Below are 18,242 nucleotides of genomic sequence, written 5' to 3' on the forward strand. Positions count from 1 at the left end.
ATTGAAGTCAATAGCCCAAATATCGATTCTGATTCTTCTGTCTATCTGCCTGGCCATTCCCAATGCTCAAGCGAAAAAGAAGAAGAAGGAGTCTTCTCCCGGGCTGACTGAAAAACAGCTGATTGAACTCAAGCATACCTTTTTCGAAGCGAACAAGCAGAAGATGCTTGACAACTATCAGGAGGCTGCTGAGCTCTTTCAACGTTGCATTGAAATATATCCGGAACACGCCGCCTCCCTATATGAGTTAGCCGGAATTCGGATGCAACAAACCCGCTTGGCAGAAGCCACCTTTTTGCTTGAGGCAGCGGTAGAAATTGAACCCAAAAACAAATGGTACCGTCAAGCTTTGGCTGGCATTTACGAAACGGTAGGTGAATATGAAAAGGGAGCGGATCAGGTTAGGGCTTTGATCGAGGTTAATCCTGATAACATAGCCTTGTACGAATCGCTGGCCAACATGTACCTCTACCAAAATGATCTCAAGTCAGCTATGAAGGTCTACAATGAGACTGAAGAGAAATTTGGGGTCAATGAAATGACCAGCACCCAAAAACAAAAGATATATGTAGCTCAGGGAAAAAATGACAAAGCCCTGGAAGAAGCCAACAAATTGGTGGAAACGTACCCCAGTGTAGCTCGCTATTATACGGCCCTGGCTGAGTTGTACTTCAAAACCGGAGACAAAGAAGCGGGAGTAGCTACCTACGAAAAATTGCTGGCCATTGATCCGGATAATGCCTTGGTTCAACTTTCCATGGCTACCTACTATTATGAAGCGGGTAATGTGGAAGAGGCTCAAAAAACCATGAAGCTGGCCTTCGCCAATCCTGACCTGGAATTTGACTCCAAAGCACGGATACTTTTTAACCACATCGCCTATCGAGGCGTGCCCGAGGGAATGGTCAATCCCTTTGCCCTGGAGCTGGCGGAAACGTTGACCGAAACTCACCCTGAGGATGCTAAAGCATTTGGTGTTTATGCGGATTTGCTCTACCAATCCGGGAAAATCAATCCGGCTAAAAAGAACTACCTCAAAAGCCTTGACATCAACAAGGATCAATTTTTGGTTTGGAGCCAGGTATTGATCATTGATTCCGATAAGGCGGATTGGCAAGGTATGTATGACCATGCTGCTGAAGCGGTCGATCTCTTTCCGACACAAGCCAGTTTTTACTACTTCCAGGGTGTTGCCGCTCTGCAATTGGACAAGAATCAGGATTGCATTGATATTTTGGAAATGGGCTTGGGCCTCATCATGGACAACCGGGAGTTGAAGGCCCAGTTTTATACCTACCTGGGTGACGCCTACTACAACCTCGACAACTACGATAAGTCTTTCGGAAATTACGACCAGGCGCTCAAATTGGACCCCAACAATATGGTGGTGCTCAACAATTACAGCTACTACTTGTCTCTTTTAGATCGTGACCTTGAAAAGGCGAAAGAAATGTCGAAACGGACGGTTGAAAACGAACCCGAATCGGCTACGTTTCTGGATACCTATGCTTGGATATTGTACCGCATGGGTGACTACGAAGAGGCCAAGAAATACATGGGATTTGCGCTGAATCACGGAGGCCGTGGCGAAGCCGTAATTCTGGAGCACTATGGTGACATCCTCTACCAATTGGGAGAAAAGGATGAAGCCCGTAATTACTGGAAGAAGGCTTCTCAAGCAGGGGAAGGCTCAGAATTCCTAAACCAAAAACTGGAAACCGGTGAACTGCACGAAGAGTAATGGTCGATCTTTAACCTGGCTGGTAGTAATCAGCCTGGCCCTGGTCTTTTCGTCTTGTAAGTCGAAGAGAGATAGCGGGGTGATCAACTTTGGCAATACCCTTCCAAAGATGACCGAGGACGAGTTGATGACCAAGGTATCCGAAAACGAAGTGGACGCCGAATACCTCAACCTTAAGACCAAGGTATATTTTAAGACACCAAAGCTTTCAGATTCCTTCAAGATGCACGTTCGTATGAAAAAGGACAGCGTGATCTGGGTTTCGGCTACCTACTACAAAGTAGAAGTTGCCCGCTTCCTAATGTTTCCCGACAGCGTTAAAATGATCGACCGCAAAAACGGGAAGTACTACCTCGGTGATTATGCATTCGTGCAAAATCGCTTCAAAATGCCTTTCGATTTTTACTCCTTTCAATCCATTATTCTTGGAAATTCCTTTGACCTGAGCAAAAGCGAAAAAACAAGAACTTACTCTTCAAGAGGCCAGTATCTCGTGAGCAGTTTGCAAACCCGTGAATACAAAACAAGCGACACCACCGTAGTCCAACATCAGCAGAACTACACCATTTGGGTAGATCCGGAAAGCTATAAGGTAACCAAGTCCAGAATTTCGGAGAGCAAAACCAAAAAGAACTTTGTGGCTGAGTTTTCAGAGCATCAGCAAGTGAACGATGAATTGATTCCCCATAAGGCGAGATATTTCGTAAAAGATGAGGAAGAGATGGAGTTTCGCATGGAAGTATTGAAGCTCACGGTGAACGAAAAGACCTCCTTCCCCTTTAACATCTCGTCTAAGTACGAGCCCTTTTTTTAGACCCACAGAAGCGCTAAAACCATAGGTTTTCCGTTGAATTTTGTTGAAAACCAATTCCCCTAATCCAGTACAGGACTTAGAATTGGCTAATTTCGAATGGTAATGCGCTCGGTAAAAATCATAGCCCTATTTCTCATCCTCCTATCCTGGACTAACCTATCCATGGGCCAATCCGGCGAGAAAGCCCGGCTTGAGAAACAGCGCTCTTCTCTACTCAAAGACATTGACTACAACAAAAAACTGATCAAAGAAACCCAGAAGAAAAAATCGAGTTCGTTAAATGAGCTTCTACTTCTTCGCCAAAAAATTGCAAAACGTCAAAAACTGATTCACAACCTGCGTAGTGAAATCGATCTAATCGATCAGGATATTGAGGTAAACCGATTAGAAATTCTGGCTAAAGAACAGGAACTGGATAAACTAAAGGATGAATATGCCCAGTTGATCTATAATGCCTACAAAACCCGAAGCACCTACGATAAGATCATGTTTGTGTTTGCCTCCAAGGATTTCAACCAGGCCTACAAAAGACTGCTTTACCTTCAACAATATTCGACTTACCGCCAAAGTCAGGCTCAATTGATCGTTCAAACTCAGGAAGAACTCAACCAAAAGAACCTCGAATTGGCCGATCGAAAAAACGAGAAAAAAGACCTGTTAAGCTCCAAGGAATCGGAAACAAAGAACCTGGATATAGACCGCACCAGCAAACAGAAGACGTACAACAGCCTAAACTCCAAGCAAAAAGAACTGGAGAAAGAGCTGAAGGAGAAGGAAAGAAAAAAGGTCAATTTGCAAAAGGCGATAAACCGCATTTTAGAAGAAGAACGCCGCAAAAACACCGCAGGCAGCAAATACAAACTCACACCAGAAGCTTTGGCTTTAGCTGCTAATTTTGAAAGCAACAAGGGAAAACTCCCTTGGCCTACCGATCGCGGTATTGTGACTGGAAAATTTGGAAAACATGCTCACCCGGTACTACGTGGAATCATCGTTCACAACCGGGGTATTGACATTAGCACCGACCCTGGATCTCAATGTCGGGCTGTATTTGATGGTCAAGTAGTGGCCGTAGTTGTTCTTCAAGGAATGGGTAAAGCCATCATGGTGAAGCACGGAACCTACCTCTCGGTTTATTCCAACCTAAAAGAGGTATACGTGAAGAAGGACGACATGATTAGCACCAAGCAAAGCATTGGAACGATCTTAACCGACAATTCTGACGGAAGTACAGAAGTTCACTTCGAGCTGTACAAAGACGGCAGTAAAGATCCATTGAATCCTACTCAATGGATTTACCAACTGAAGTAATTACTGCTTCGAGAAATTCAAATTGGAAAAGTGAAAATCCGGATTCGGAAGGTCGATGGTAAAACCTTTGCAGGTTCCATTCTCCACTTGAAAGGTTACAAATCCACGAGGTAGAAAAGCATCATTAAACTTAAATACCCAGGTATCTCCTTCCCAATGCTCCATCATTCCTGTAAAGAGTTCTTTGGCCGGAGTGAGCTCCAATTTGAGTTTGGCCTTTTTTCCTTTTCCTTCCAGCGTGATTACTGCAGGTCCATAATAACTATCAACGTAGTTGCCTGTGTAAGCCATCTTCTCGAGCGATGGAGGCATATCCGTCTTGCGATTGGCGTCTACCGTTGAATCCTGTTTAGCCTGGTGCGCCTCTTGTCTTTTAGCATACCCGGCAAATTCTTTGGACCAATCTCTATTCGTTTCTGCACCGCTGTAGATATCGATTAATTTGTACATCAACGCTGTACAAACCGCAGACATGTCATTGGTAAGAATCACAATTCCTACATTCTTTTCTGGAATCAAAGCTACTTTGGTAATGTAGCCAGGAAGCCCTCCACCATGGTGCACAATTTTTAATCCCTGGTAATCGAAAAGGAACCAGCCCATTCCGTAACCTTTAAAATGAGTTCCATTCTTCTCATCCCAGCCCGATACAGGTAGTGGGTTTTGAACACTCCAAATTTTGCGAATGGTGGCCGGCTGCAGTAAGGTATCTCCATTGTGGATTCCGTTGTTCAACCAAAACAACATCCACTTTTCCATATCCACCACATTGCTGTTAAGAGCGGCGGTAGCCCCCGAGTTGTTGTAGTCAATAAGTTCCTGAGGCTGTCCTTTTAAGTGAGGATAAGCGATGGAATAAGTTTCCTTGTAATTGCTAATCGAGCTGTTGGTTTTGTTCATTCCCAATGGCTCAAAAATGTTTTGACGAACATAGTCATCCCAGCTCATGCCCGAAACTTTCTCGATAACCTGACCAGCGGTGATGTACATAATGTTTTGATACCCAAATCCTGCTCGGTATTCGTAGCTCAATGGCAAGTGGCGAATTCGGGTAATGATTTCATCGCGTGAATAGTTCGTTCCGTACCAAAGTAGATCTCCATCAAAGGTTTTCAATCCGCTGCGGTGCGAAAGCAAGTCTTCAATGGTCATCATGTCGGTAACCGTTTGGTCATAGAGCTTCCAATCGGGAAGATAGGTGGTTACCTTATCGTTCCACTTGATTTTCCCTTGATCTACCAGCTGTCCCAATGCCGCAGCAGTAAAGGCTTTCGACAAGGAGGCAATACCAAACATAGAGGTCGTATTTACCCGCTTCGTTTCACCGGCTTTGCAGACTCCATAACCTTGTTGGAATACAATTTCACCATCGTGCACAATACCAATGGCAAGACCTGGAATTTTGTGCTGAGCAACCGATTTGGAGATGTATGAATTAATCTCGCCGTAATCCGCTTCCTGAGCCAGGGAGCTCCAGGAAAAAAACAGCAAGGTGGCAAGAACTAAATAATGTGAGCTTTTCATAGCAAAAAGGTATCCGATCCTACGGTATTTTAATGTCAACTATCAAGCCGACTCGAACCACAAAGATTCGAAAGTAATAAAGAATTGAACAAGGGGCTACGTCAACTCAGCAATTTGATCCGTAACCTTTAATCGAACCCCAGCCAACTCTACCGTTCAGTAATTTGTTAGGGTATCATAAGAAACAAGGATTATCTTTAATTTTAGAAGGTTAAAACCTAGATCGTTGAAATCTGTATTTGGTTGTCTGATTCTGCTACTCTTACTTCCCTTTTCGGGGAGTGCTACTCATATTGTGGGTGGTGGTATTTACTACGAATGCCTGGGTAACGATCAGTATCGAATCACGATGTACGTCTACAGGGACTGCATAAGCGGTGAAGTTGACTTCGACCGGCCGGCCAATTTGACCATCTACGATTTCAATCCCGACATTCTCTACAACCTTCAGATTTATCCCAAGCAGATTTCTAATATTCCCAGTGATATTTACGATCCCTGTTTTGATGTTCCTTCGGGTGTTTGTGTAGAAGAGGCGATTTATGACACCATTCTCACCCTACCCCCCATTGCTGGAGGGTACACGCTTTCCTACCAACGATGCTGTAGGAACCGAACCATCAAAAACATTACAACTCCTGGCGATTGGGGCTCTACTTTTACCAATCACATTCCGGGAATTGGAGTTGTGAACTGCAACAGTTCGCCCCACTTTAAATCGAAACCGCCGCTTGCCATTTGCCTCGGATCCAACTTCAAATTTGATCACTCCGCCACCGATTCGGATGGTGACTCTCTGGTTTACGAACTTTGCGAACCCTATCACGGTGGAGGTAAAAATCTAAACGATAACGGTTGGAACTCTCCCAAACCGGATAGTGCCTCACCACCACCCTACTCGACGGTGACCTGGAATACAGGTTACAATGCCAGTTACCCCATTGATGCAAATCCTGCTTTTGCTATTGATCGAAACACCGGATTGTTGACGGGTACTCCAAGAAGTTTGGGTCAATATGTATTTGTGATCTGCGTAAGTGAATACCGCAATGGCATCCTGATCGGAGTTACCCGAAGAGAATACCAGGTAAATGTAAAAACCTGTATTTCAAACACTCAAGCGCTATTTACTCCTCCACCTGTGTGTGATGGACTTACGGTGACCTTCAGCAACTTTAGCACGACCAGTGGCAGTTATGCCTGGAACTTTGGTGTTTTGCCTACCATTCAGGACACATCCAGCCAATTAAATCCGACCTACACCTACCCAGATTCAGGAACCTACAACGTTCGGCTCATTGCTAATCCAGGTTTCAACTGCGCTGATACGCTTACCATTCCCGTTCGGGTGTTTCCAAAACTGGATCCTGGAATGATGGACTTCCCCGAAAAATGTGCTTCAGAAGCGGACTTTAACTTCTTTGCTGCGGGTACCTATGAAACCTATACCGAATTTGACTGGAGTTTTAGCTCATCAGGTAACCCGACGTCTTCCACAGACGAAAATCCGACGGGAATTACCTTTGCCAAAGCCGGTCGTTACCCCATTGAAGTGACCATGAAACATGGACCATGCTCAGCTTCATACAGCCAGGAATTGGTCATCTACCCACACCCCGAATTAGGCTATCGAATCAATGCCTTAGAAGGATGTACACCCATGAATCTAAAGCTATTGGACTTGTCTGAAGCCTGGACCCCGGTATATCGTCGGTGGGAAGTAGATGGTAAGGTATACACCCAAAAAGAAGAACGCGTCGTATTCAACGAGCCAGGAACTTATCCGGTATCGCTAACGGTTTATACCACCGAAGGATGCGCCGATACCCTGGAAACCATCAATGCCAAAGTGGTGGTGAAGAAAGGACCCGTTGCCGGCTTTAGTGTTTCCGACACAGTAGTGAGTATTTACAACCCAGAAATTCAGGTATGGGATCATTCGGTAGACGCTACCCGCTGTAGATTATTCTATGGCGACGAAAAGGTGCAAACCCCCTGTAGCTCCTCCCACGAATTCACCCGACCCGGTATTTTCCGTATTAGTCAATACGTTGAGAATAGCTTTGGCTGTAATGATACATCCTCTCAGTTGATCGTAGTAGAAAATGCCTATTCCTTCTTTATTCCAAATTCGTTTAGCCCGAATCACGATGGATTGAATGAAACCTTTAGGCCGGTGGTTACGGGATGGAAGACCTTTAAACTCTCCGTTTATGATCGTTGGGGACATGTCATTTTTGAATCCGATGATCCGACGGTTGGCTGGGAAGGAACCGAACCCAACACCGAGAAACCAAGCCCGATAGGTACTTATATGTACAAAGTCCAGGTTAGTGATTTCCTCGATGAACGCCACTTCTATTCAGGTAATGTCTACCTATTCAGATAGCCCATTTCGGAATTCCCCGATGCGCTGTTAAAAAAACAAATTCCCCGAACGATAGAGCCCTCTTCATTTTACCACCTTTGGGACAGAACTTCTGGTATTGGCAAATCCGATAAAGAAATTAGCTAAGCAAACGGCCGTTTATGGGCTTTCTTCCATTTTGGGTCGCTTGCTCAATTACCTGCTCGTACCCTTGCAGACCTACTTCTTTGTCTCCAAGGAATACGGAATTATCAGCGAGTTTTATGCCTATGTGGCCTTCTTTGTAGTGGTGCTCACCTTTGGTATGGAAACCACCTTTTTCCGTTTCGTAAACCGCTCGGAGGACAAAGAGTCGGTATTCAATCAAGCAACCAGTTTTATCTTGCTCCTGAATGTGCTCTTTCTTGTTCTGGTTGGAGTGTTCTCCCAGGATATTGCCGATTGGTTGCAGTTTCCACACTATCAGCACTTCGTGATATGGCTGGGTATTATTCTCGCTGCCGATGCCATTAGCTCCCTGTTCATGGCCAAATTGAGGTTTCAGGAAAAGGCTCGCAAGTTTGCTGTTGTTCAACTTTCGTCCATTGGTATTACGATCATACTCAACTTGGTTTTTCTGGGTATTCTCTACGATCCGAATGATCCGGATTCCCTGGGCATTGGGTACATTTTCTTAGCGAATTTGGTAGCCAGTCTCTTAAAACCAGCACTCCTTTTCCGGGAAGTACTATCCTTTCGATTCACTTGGAACACACAGCAAATGCGTGCTATGCTCATCTTTGCCGTTCCGCTCGTAATTGGAGGGTTTGCCGGAATTATCAATGAAACTCTGGATCGCATTTTGATCAAGCGATTGCTGTTGGATGAAGGTTTGGATTTTGCTCAAAGTCAGGTCGGTATCTACTCCGCTAACTATAAGTTATCTATCCTGATCACCGTATTCATTCAGGCTTTTCGCTACGCAGCCGAGCCTTTCTTCTTTGCCCAGGAAAAGAATAAAAACAAAGACGAGGTCTACTCCCGGGTAATGACCTGGTTTATCATCGTGGTTTCCACCATGTTCTTAACCATTAGTCTTAATCTGGAGTTATTCAAATGGTTTATTCCCAACGAGGAGTATTGGGAAGGACTGAAGGTGGTTCCGATTCTATTGATGGCGAACATATTTCTGGGTATTTATTACAACCAATCCATTTGGTATAAGCTGGCAAATCGGACCCAATACGGGGCCTATATATCTATTGGAGGCGCCTTTATCACCATTGGGCTCAATCTTTATTTAATTCCCATCATGGGTTATGAAGGATCAGCTTGGACCACACTTTCCGCCTACTTCTTTATGATGGTGGCTTCCTATTTCTGGGGACGAAGAATCTATCCAATACAATATGATTTACCCAGGGCGGGGCTCTACCTCTTTGTGAGTTTAGGGCTTTACTTGATTTCCCAGTTTGTAGCCACTGAAAACCCATGGCTAAATGCCTTGATCAACAATGTTATGCTACTTGGCTTTGTTGGCCTAATTATGGTAGCAGAAAAGCCCTTGCAAGAATTTAGAAAGAACGGTTAACACCCTAACGACATATCGCATGCACATCAAAGTCATCAACAAAAGCAAACACGACCTTCCTCAATATGCAACCGCTCATGCCGCTGGCCTCGATTTAAGGGCCAATATAGATGAGCCAATTGTGCTTCATTCACTTGAACGAACCATTATTCCCACCGGAATTTTTATGGAAATCCCCCAGGCTACGAAGCTCAGGTACGACCACGAAGCGGTTTAGCCGCCAAGCATGGACTCACTGTATTAAATGCTCCTGGGACCATTGATGCTGACTACCGTGGTGAGGTAGGCGTAATTTTGGTAAACTGCTCCAACGAGCCTTTTACCATTAAAGATGGAGAACGAGTGGCACAGCTCATTGTGGCTTCACACGAAGTGATTGAATGGATACCAGTAGACCACCTTTCAGACACCGATAGAGGGGCTGGAGGCTTTGGCCACACCGGTAAAAAATAGGTGACAATCAGGGTCGAAGGAGGATTCTATCAAAAAAATGATAGATTTGGTTAATCACTAAAATAATCTATCATGAAAAAAATCTTCTTCGGAATGTTAATTCTTTGCATGGGTTTATTGACCTCATGCGATAAGTGTAAAGACAAAACCTGTGAAAATGGATCCTCTTGTGATTCGGATACCGGGGATTGTGTTTGTGTTTGCCAAAATGGAGGAGAATGCTCCACTGCTGACGGGAGCTGTGCTTGCCCAACCTTTTACACTGGATCTACTTGCTCTATTGCCATTCGTTCTAACTATACGGGTTCTTTCAGTGGCTCTTTAGGCATCACTCCAGGAGCTTTGACTTATACTCGTGAGGCTTCTGTGAACGTTGATGGAACAGACGTAACTAAGCTTACAGTTGAAATGGATATCTCAGCTAATCCTCTTGTACCTCAGCGTGAAACATTCAACATCACGATCAACGATGCTACTTCTTCTTTTACGGTAGAAACAAAGTCTATTACAGATGACCAAAATCGTACTTACGAGTACACCGGTAGCGGAACTATTTCTGCAACTGAATTGAAAATGACCTTGAATGGTTCAGGTATTTTCAACGGATTCAAAATCACCAGAGATTTGGATTACACCGGAACTAAATAAGAATTTCTCTTAGTTATAAGAAAGCCCACTCCCTTCGGGGATTGGGCTTTTTTTGTGCCTGGCAGCAAAAAAAACACCCGGCTCAAAAGAACCGGGTGCCATACCGCAAATGAAAATTGCTATCGTGTTTCCAAAGTACTATTTACGAATGATCAACTGACTATGGAAGTGGATGGAAGGGCCCTCAACGCTTAATACGTATGCACCATTCTCCAACCCTGATAGATCTTCGATAAAATTATTCATCCCTTCAACGAGGTTACGATCACCCAGTGATTGAACCTGCTTTCCTTGCATATCGAATACCCGAATATTTACTTTTTCAGGGCTCTGTGTTTCTAAATTGAATTGAACCATACCGGTGGTAGGGTTGGGATACATTCTCAAAACATGGTTATCCTGAGCTTGTTCTTCAACCAAGGCCGATACAAAATCGTTATCCAACTTCACTTGATCAATTTTTAAGCTAAATGGCTTCATAGCCTGGTAATCGCCTTCCATTACGAAAGTGAAGGTAAGCACATCCTCAGCATCAAACTGAAGCGACTGATCGGAGGAAGTAAGCAATGGGAAACCAACACGGTATTCCTTCATTCCATCTTCAACCGGGAACTTCACACGGAACTGATCTTTCCAAGGGCCTACAGATGCCCGAGAAACCACCAATTCCATTTCTTTTACACCAGTAGCACTGGCCTGGAAAACAATTTGGTTGTAGGCATTCACATCCACCGGACGGTTACCTACTTTCAAGGTTTTGAATACGGAGTAGTAGGTTTGAACCTCACCTTCTACTTCCACTCCTCTTTCTACAGGGTAGTCATCTACATTCAAATAAGTAGTGTCGTGCTCGGTTACTTCAAACTTAGTTTCTTTCGCTCCGGTGTTTCTTACGAAATCAGTTCCCCAAGGACCATCCGCCACATACAAGATGTCTCTTCCACCGATGCGATCGTTAGACAAGCTAAACCCGGCATCAAATAGGTATCCGGCTTCTACATTAGCCTGGTAAGAGCTACCACCAATGGAAGTCAAGGTGATATTGGTATCCAAACCAAGTCTGTCGCCATTTTCTACCAAAGAGCGGTTTCCAGAAATGAATACCTCAGCTGCCTGAACGTCGTTGTGAACAATCATTTCAAGGTTTCCATTGTGGTAAGAAGCAGACTCTACGTACACGGTAGGAATGGTAGGTGCCCAGTTATTCAGGTATCTCATGTATCCTTTTCCATCGATTCGCTGCAAAATGTTTTCTACCATTTTACGGGTTTCGTTAGGGGCAATAGACCAAACCTGGAAGTTGAACACACTGTCGCTGGCTTCCACCTGGTATTCTTCGATGTTCCAACGGTTATCGATCGAGAAGGTACCATTGGCCTTCTTCAAAGCGACAAAACTTACAGCATAATCCAAATCGCCGTTTTCTTGCTGAATCTTAGCCATTATGAATGGGCGACCGGCAATCAATTCGTGACGTAGGTTGGTCAAGCGACCACCGTTCAATCGATCACAAATAACCTTGGTGTGCTCATACACTTCTCCATCTTTACTGTTGATGGCCAAAATGGCTCCCAATCTGCGATCCTTATCAAAGTAGTCTACAGAGAATACTTCGTTGGCATTGGAGATACCGATCAAATCGGTTGGAGTTGTAATTTTTGCTTGAGTTCCGTTTGGACCTGTTTCAGGAAGGTAATCTTCCAAACTGGTTTGACCGGCACGAACGGCCGTGTTGGTATGTGAAAATACCGGAAGCTGGCTCACGTTAGCGTAGAAGTCATCTTCATCTCTCACCTGACGTTGGTAGTTTCTATTGGCTACCAAAGAGGCCAAGTGACCGTTAGATTCCAATCCTCCGTTGTTTCCACCCGAAGTATTTTTCACACATACAGCTACTACTGCACAGTTGTTGTAAGCATTTCCATCCACTTGATCAGAAGCGGTCAAACAAGCCAGGTTCTCAGCAGTAGAGTCGGCAATAACCACCATGCTCATGGAGGCCGTATCTCCGTTCATAACGACAGGAATGGTCCATTTTCCGTTGTTTACATCATAAGTACCATGAGTAGCGGTATATGAAAGGAAAGTAAGGTTTGGATCCAACTCATCGTAGATTTCTACATTGGTCATGGTTTTCATTTCCTGGTTGCTCACCTCAACGGTAAACTCAATGGTGTCTCCAGAATTAGGAGCCGAGTTGCTTACTGATTTGGCTACAGCAATATCGAAAGGACATTGAGGGGAAGAAGAACTGGCCGTAGCCGTTTTTCCATCCAACTTCCAAACCAAGTTAGAACCGTTGAAGTTCACTTCAAACACATCCCATTGTCTTCCCGGTTGGAAAGCAGTAGGCTGCCCTTGATTTTGCGGAGCAGGAACAAATTCGTTTTGTCCGCCAATGGCCAGATTAACCACGGTGTTGTTTGGGTTGTTGTAGCCAAATACAGCGGTGTAGGAACCGTTTGTATCTGGGTAAACACATTCCAAAACGGGAGAGATTTTAGATAGCGCCTGAGTAACCACACAAGCCCCACTAAACTCTGAAGTGTTGTTGTTAAGCGTTGCCGTAGAAGTAATCACCGAACCAACCTGAATTCCAACAGGAGCCGTAATGGTAAAGCTAAAACGGTTGGTGCTATCCTTACCTTGACCTAAACCTTGAACCGGGCCAGGACCGTACCAGGAAATAGCACTGCTGGCATCATCTCCCGAACCTTCGGTAAAGGCAGCAATAAACTCCTCACCTTGTGGGAAAACAGCATTGTTAGGAACACAACCCTTAAAGATTTCAACTTCCGATTGCGGACGTGTCCATCCCTTTACAATCAAGTCGCCGTTCAAGAGTTCACAAGATTCCATTACCGGGAAGTTAAGGGCACCATTACCTCCTAAATCAAAATCATGTTCGTCATTCAAAGTATAGTATGGGGCGTTTCCTTTGTCTTCGTTTTCGGTAGAGTAAAGAACGTCAATACCGATGTTTTGTGTGGCAGCTTGTCCGGAGTTACCCGTTACATATCCATTGTCACACATGCAGTTTTGCGAGATTTTCGTTTGGCTTGCACCTGAAGTAACCATTACCCCAGCACCATAATTTGAGGAAATGCTGTTGGAACTAACCTCAGAATCAAATCCGAAGATGCGAATACCTGCAGTTTCGTTAGCAGCCTTTCCATTTTCAGTTACCGTATTTCCATCAATAACCCATTCTCCGGTACCTTGCCAGGTATCAATTCCGTTTCCAGAGTTACCTCCGATGTAGTTGCCAGAAATGGTTACGTTTTTGGTATTGTTTACCAACGTGATTCCATCCTGATTGCTTTTGCCAACACCATTGGAAATAATTTCATTGTTGTCGATCGTCCAGTTCTGACTGATCTTGCTTTTGTAGTTGGTCACATAAATACCGGAGTATTTCGCATAGCCAATCAAGTTATTCTCGATGATTACCGAATCGCCATCACCTGCACCAATGTTGTAGGCTCCGTTCACTTCAGCTCCTGCTGGAGCAGTGAAGGACGTGGCCGAAGCACCAATTACGTTCTTGGTGATTCGTACGTTGTAGCGTGTGGGGCAAATCACAATGTTGGCGTGGGCGAAGTATTCTTTCTTTCCAAAACCGTATACGGCAAATCCGCAGATAACGATATTGTCTCCATTGATGTTAAAACCAACCTTCAAATTACCCTTGTCCACAATTTCCACCTCTGGACCATCCAGGGTTGAAAGGGTATCACCATGGCAACCGACCAAACCTCCACGACCGAGAAGGGCCGTATTGGTATTTCCGGTAAATGCCGTTTGGCTACATCCATCGATCACCAGATTGTGAGCATGAATGGTAGGAAGATTGTTGGAGGTAATCTCAATGCGAAAAACACCTCGAGAGGTATCAAATCCTGGATCGGAAATGGGAATTCGAAAGAGAATTGTGTCAATCAGAGAATCGGCATTAGCCGTGTTAAGAGCTTCCCTTAAACTTCCGGGCCCGGAGTCTAAAGTATTCGTAACCTTTACGTTATTGGCAAACGACCAGTGGGCCGCTACAACTATCAATAACCCGAGTACAATTTTTTTCATCACTATCCTGCTATGCAATTTTGGGAACTCTAAAGTAATACAGTCAACCCAGACCACCTTTAAATTTGAAATATTCCTGGATTAAGTTCGACTAACAACACTTTATCTTCGATAAAATAAAATCATAGCTTCGAGGCATGGCATCAATTCAGGCAAAAGAGATCGAAAAAGCGGAGGCGAGAATTCAGGGTTATATTCATCATACTCCGACATTTAGCTCATCAGGAATCGACAAAATATTGGGCTGTAACATCCTGTTTAAATGCGAAAATCTGCAGCGCATTGGCGCCTTCAAGGCGAGGGGTGCATTCAACTTTGCGTTACAGCTTTCGGAAGCCGAACGAAGAAACGGAATCTGCACCCATTCTTCAGGAAATCACGCTCAAGCTATCGCTCTGGCTGCGAAGACCTTGGGAATCCCGGCCTATATAGTCATGCCCGAAACTGCACCCCAGGTGAAAGTAGCTGCCGTTCAAGAATATGGAGCCAAAATCACCTTTTGTGAACCAACGCTACAAGCCCGGGAAAGTACCTTGGAGGAAATTCAGGAAAAAACAGGGGCTTTTTTCATCCCTCCCTACGACCATCCTTGGATTATTGCCGGCCAGGCCACAGCGGCGAAAGAAATGCTCGAAGTCTTCTCCCCAGACGTGATTATCACACCAGTAGGCGGTGGTGGTTTGTTAGCTGGCTCTGCCCTTTCGGCTCATTATTTTGGAAATAATGTGAAAGTATACGGTGCAGAACCCCTGGGTGCCGATGATGCCAAGAGGTCCTTTGACTCCGAAGTTTGGGTCCCATCTAAAAACCCGGATACCATTGCAGATGGCCTCCTTACCTCGCTTGGTCAAACCAATTTTAAAATCATTCAGGAGAGAGTTTCAGACATTATCACTACCAGTGACGATACGATCAAAAAAGCAATGTTGCTTATCTGGGAGCGACTCAAACTGGTGGTAGAACCATCGGCTGCGGTTCCGTTAGCTGCGATTATGGATAATCCGGAAGTCGTTCAGGGAAAAAAGGTGGGTATCATTCTCAGCGGCGGGAACTTAGATCTGAAAAAATGGTCCTTCGTATAATTTAATACTGTATATTGGACTCGTTATAACAGTCTATTACCCGAAATCACTTCTCCTATGACGTACATCAATCCCCACAAGCCGGCTTCGCAATTCAACTCATTGCTTCAATGGATTGCTGATTTGTTGTGTAAAAACTTAGGCCTTCCTTGCGAACAGCGTAGAAGAAACAAATTGAAGCCAATTCCTGTCCGGGTGAGAAGATAAATCCTTCCATTAGCCTAGCGGCGACACCACTTATTTCCCTTTTTTGCCATTTCCCTGACCTATTTTGTGAAGATCGGTGAAGGGCTGTATGCTCCTATCGAATATTTTAGCGCAAAATTTTACAGGACATGAAAAACCTATTTGCAATGGGGGCGTTGCTTCTTGCCCTCACCATCCAATCCACTGGATACGCACAAGAGATTAAAACACCTCGCCCAAGCCCATTATCAACTCTTACCCAAGAAGTTGGATTAACTGAAATCACGGTTACTTATTCCCGTCCAGGAATCAAGGGTCGTAAAATCTTTGGTGACTTGGTACCTTACGGTAAAATGTGGAGAACCGGAGCAAACTCTCCAACGAAAATCAAATTCGACAAAAAAATCAAGTTGGCAGGAAACGAGATCGAAGCTGGTGAATACGCCATGCTATCCATTCCTGGAGAAAGTGATTGGGAAATCATCATCAACAAAAACCTGGGAACCTATCCACAGAATCACGATCCGGCTGATGACGTAGTTCGTTTTAAAGTTTCTTCGAAAAAAATTGAGTCTGCAGTTGAGTCTTTCACTATTGACTTTCAAGCGTTCACTGCTGATGGCGCTAACATGATTCTTCTTTGGGAAAACACGGCTGTTGTAATTCCAGTAGAAGTGACGGCTTCTGAAGAAGTGATGAAAACTATTGAACGAGTGATGAACGGACCAAGTAGCCGCGACCTTTACTTGTCTGCACGTTACTACTACGAGAACGACAAAGACATCAGCAAAGCGACTGACTGGATCAACAAGTCGGTAGAGATGGATCAGGAAAAGCCTAAGTTCTGGGTGATTCACTGGCAAGCTAAAATTTTGGCTAAATCAGGCGATACTAAAGGAGCTATCAAGGCTGCTGAGCAATCGAAAAAATTGGCTGAAGAAGAAGAATACGATGCTTACATCAAAATGAACGATGAGCTAATTAAAGAGCTTTCTTCTAAGAAATAAGCTTCTTCTTTTTAAAGGTTTTAAACCCGGGGATTTCACTGAATGAACACGTGAAATTTCCGGGTTTCTTTTTTTAAAGGCTATAGAGATACTGCCCGATTCCGAAATAAATGAACAGGCCTAATATGTCATTCATCGTCGTGATAAATGGGCCTGTAGCCAAGGCGGGATCTACCTTGTAACGATCTAAAACAAGTGGCACAAAGGTGCCAAACAAGGCCGCAAACAGGATCACCACCATCAATGCACTACTTACCGTATAGGTAAGTGTGAGGGACGATCCACTGAGAAAAATGTTATAAATCAAAAGCAATACAGAACACACCAATCCATTGAGCAAGGCCACTCCAAATTCCTTCATCAATTTAGACGCCATACTTCCCATTCCCAGAGAATTGTTGGCCAACCCTTGAACAATAATCGCTGAAGACTGAACTCCCACATTTCCTCCCATTGCTGCAACGAGAGGAATAAAAAAGGCCATTTCAGCATGCTTAATCAAGTCGTGTTCGTAAAGCTGAATGACCATGGCCCCTAAAACACCACCCAGCATTCCCAATAACAACCAAGGCAGACGAGCTCGGGTGAGCATCCAGACACTATCCGTGGATTCAACATCTTCAGAAAGACCCGATGCCAATTGGTAATCCTTCTCGGCTTCTTCACGAATAACGTCCACAACGTCATCGATGGTAATACGACCTACCAAGCGACCAATTTCATCCACTACGGGAAGGGCTACCAAGTCATACTTCTGCATCACGTTGGCCACTTCTTCCTGATCAGTGGTGGTTTTTACCTGCTTAATTCCTGCCTGGTATATTTCGCCAATTTTAGACCGCGGCGAGGTTACCAATACTTTTTTCAGAGATAGCCTACCCAACAACCGATCCTTGTCGTCGACCACGTAAATGGTGTAAACATTTTCGATATCCTCGGCCTGTTTCCGCAGCTGACGAACACTCTCCGTGACGGTGAGGTTTTCGTTCACCTTTACCAGCTCCTTACCCATGATGGCACCGGCAGTACCTTCCTCGTAGTTGAGCAGGTCTACAATTTGCCCAGCCTGGTCAATATCGTCGATCTGGGCAATAACCGATTCCTTCTGATCCTCAGGCAGATCCTGAATCAAATCGGCAGCATCATCAGACTCCAGATTCTCAATGAAGTTTTCGGCAATCTCTGCAGAGGTATAAACCTTCAGCAGTTCCTTCCGCTCATCTTCATCCAGATGTGCTACAGCTTCAGAAGCTTTTTCCGCTTCCACGTATTGAAGAATGTAATAGGCTTGATCGGTTTCAACCGCATCAATAATCTCTGCCAGGTCGGCAGCATGAACATCCGCAATAAGCTCAATTAGCCTCTGCTCGTTGGACGCCGCAACAGCCTCTCTGATCTCCGCGAGGTATTCCTTGGTGAGTTCAAACTGCATAATGACGGCTCCAAATTAGGGGGTTT

11 protein-coding genes and 1 pseudogene are annotated in these 18,242 nt (G+C 44.6%); 9 read left to right on the forward strand and 3 right to left on the reverse strand.

The features are described from left to right. Window position 1 precedes the first annotated feature (1 nt). The 3 genes from KFE98_05935 (at window position 2) to KFE98_05945 (ending at window position 3,866) form a co-directional block, all read left to right on the forward strand. Complete coding sequence (locus KFE98_05935; GenBank protein ID UTW63684.1) at window positions 2–1,741, forward strand: tetratricopeptide repeat protein; 1,740 nt, start codon at window positions 2–4, stop codon at window positions 1,739–1,741. Further along, complete coding sequence (locus KFE98_05940; protein UTW63685.1) at window positions 1,722–2,555, forward strand: DUF4292 domain-containing protein; 834 nt, start codon at window positions 1,722–1,724, stop codon at window positions 2,553–2,555. Before KFE98_05935 ends, KFE98_05940 begins: the two co-directional genes overlap by 20 nt. Window positions 2,556–2,657: 102 nt before the next feature. Next, window positions 2,658–3,866: a peptidoglycan DD-metalloendopeptidase family protein gene (locus KFE98_05945; protein UTW63686.1), complete on the forward strand. Its 1,209-nt coding sequence runs from the start codon at window positions 2,658–2,660 to the stop codon at window positions 3,864–3,866. On the opposite strand, the gene KFE98_05950 is transcribed toward KFE98_05945, so the two are convergent. Further along, window positions 3,867–5,390 (reverse strand): serine hydrolase, encoded by a 1,524-nt coding sequence (locus tag KFE98_05950; GenBank protein UTW63687.1) that lies wholly within the window; start codon window positions 5,388–5,390, stop codon window positions 3,867–3,869. 226 nt (window positions 5,391–5,616) lie between these two features. Between KFE98_05950 and KFE98_05955 the strand changes: the two genes are divergently transcribed. From KFE98_05955 to KFE98_05970, 4 genes and pseudogenes are all read left to right on the forward strand, one after another. Continuing rightward, window positions 5,617–7,779, forward strand: coding sequence for a gliding motility-associated C-terminal domain-containing protein (locus KFE98_05955; protein UTW63688.1), 2,163 nt, complete (start codon window positions 5,617–5,619; stop codon window positions 7,777–7,779). A 97-nt stretch (window positions 7,780–7,876) separates the two neighbouring features. Then, window positions 7,877–9,328 carry an oligosaccharide flippase family protein gene (locus KFE98_05960; protein UTW63689.1) on the forward strand — a complete coding sequence of 484 codons (1,452 nt, stop codon included), beginning with the start codon at window positions 7,877–7,879 and terminating at the stop codon, window positions 9,326–9,328. 19 nt (window positions 9,329–9,347) lie between these two features. Further along, window positions 9,348–9,781: pseudogene (dut, locus tag KFE98_05965) on the forward strand (dUTP diphosphatase). Window positions 9,782–9,853: 72 nt separating this feature from the next. Then, entirely contained in the window at window positions 9,854–10,429 is a 576-nt protein-coding gene (locus tag KFE98_05970) for a hypothetical protein (protein ID UTW63690.1), read from the forward strand. A gap of 138 nt (window positions 10,430–10,567) precedes the next feature. Here the strand turns inward: KFE98_05970 and KFE98_05975 are convergent, their stop codons facing one another. After that, window positions 10,568–14,509: a DUF11 domain-containing protein gene (locus KFE98_05975; protein ID UTW63691.1), complete on the reverse strand. Its 3,942-nt coding sequence runs from the start codon at window positions 14,507–14,509 to the stop codon at window positions 10,568–10,570. A gap of 137 nt (window positions 14,510–14,646) precedes the next feature. On the opposite strand from KFE98_05975, the gene KFE98_05980 reads away from it, so the two are divergent. Further along, a complete protein-coding gene (locus KFE98_05980) occupies window positions 14,647–15,591 on the forward strand; it encodes a pyridoxal-phosphate dependent enzyme (GenBank protein ID UTW63692.1) in 945 nt (314 codons plus the stop codon). Between the two features lie 335 nt (window positions 15,592–15,926). Beyond that, a complete protein-coding gene (locus KFE98_05985; protein UTW63693.1) occupies window positions 15,927–16,784 on the forward strand; it encodes a DUF2911 domain-containing protein in 858 nt (285 codons plus the stop codon). A gap of 73 nt (window positions 16,785–16,857) precedes the next feature. Here the strand turns inward: KFE98_05985 and mgtE are convergent, their stop codons facing one another. Next, window positions 16,858–18,216 carry a magnesium transporter gene (mgtE, locus tag KFE98_05990; protein UTW63694.1) on the reverse strand — a complete coding sequence of 453 codons (1,359 nt, stop codon included), beginning with the start codon at window positions 18,214–18,216 and terminating at the stop codon, window positions 16,858–16,860. Between the last annotated feature and the right edge of the window lie 26 nt (window positions 18,217–18,242).

It is taken from the genome of bacterium SCSIO 12741 (assembly GCA_024398055.1).
Lineage (GTDB): Bacteria > Bacteroidota > Bacteroidia > Flavobacteriales_G > Salibacteraceae > SCSIO-12741.